Consider the following 467-nt stretch of genomic DNA (forward strand, 5'->3'; position numbering starts at 1 on the left):
CCATAAACACGTCCACTTGTTTTGCATAACCACCACTGCCACCGCCGCCAAAAGTTGTTTTCTTTCCCGCCAAAAAATCTGCCATAAATGTGGATTTGAAATTGTCCTTTGCCTTCACATCCTGCGGCCCAAATGGGAGCCAATGATTGACATAACCAACAGATACTATTTTGTTTTGATTATGAAACAATGTATAAATTAAACAATCATTTTGAAATTCAGTATCGGTTTTGTAACCGTCATTCGGATATAAAAATTGGTCGCGGTCGTTAAGCCATGTTGCCTCGATACAATGACGAACTGCAAAATAGACACAAGCCGTCAACAAATTATCTTTGTCCAATGCAAGCGTAGAAATATGGCTCGTTGGGATAAAAGGACTTATTCGTAATTCGTTATTATGCTGAAAGTCAGGACTTGAATAACACAAAAAGCCAAAGTGTTTTTTGTCAATGTAAGGGTAGGGT

Annotated in this window: 1 pseudogene; it reads right to left on the reverse strand. The window is 38.5% G+C overall.

Features of this window, described 5'->3' with window-relative positions:
- Window positions 1-430, reverse strand: a pseudogene (locus ASC50_RS04400) (hypothetical protein); the annotation flags it as partial.
- Window positions 431-467: the final 37 nt, after the last annotated feature.

The sequence above is a fragment of the Candidatus Symbiothrix dinenymphae genome, from assembly GCF_001431085.1.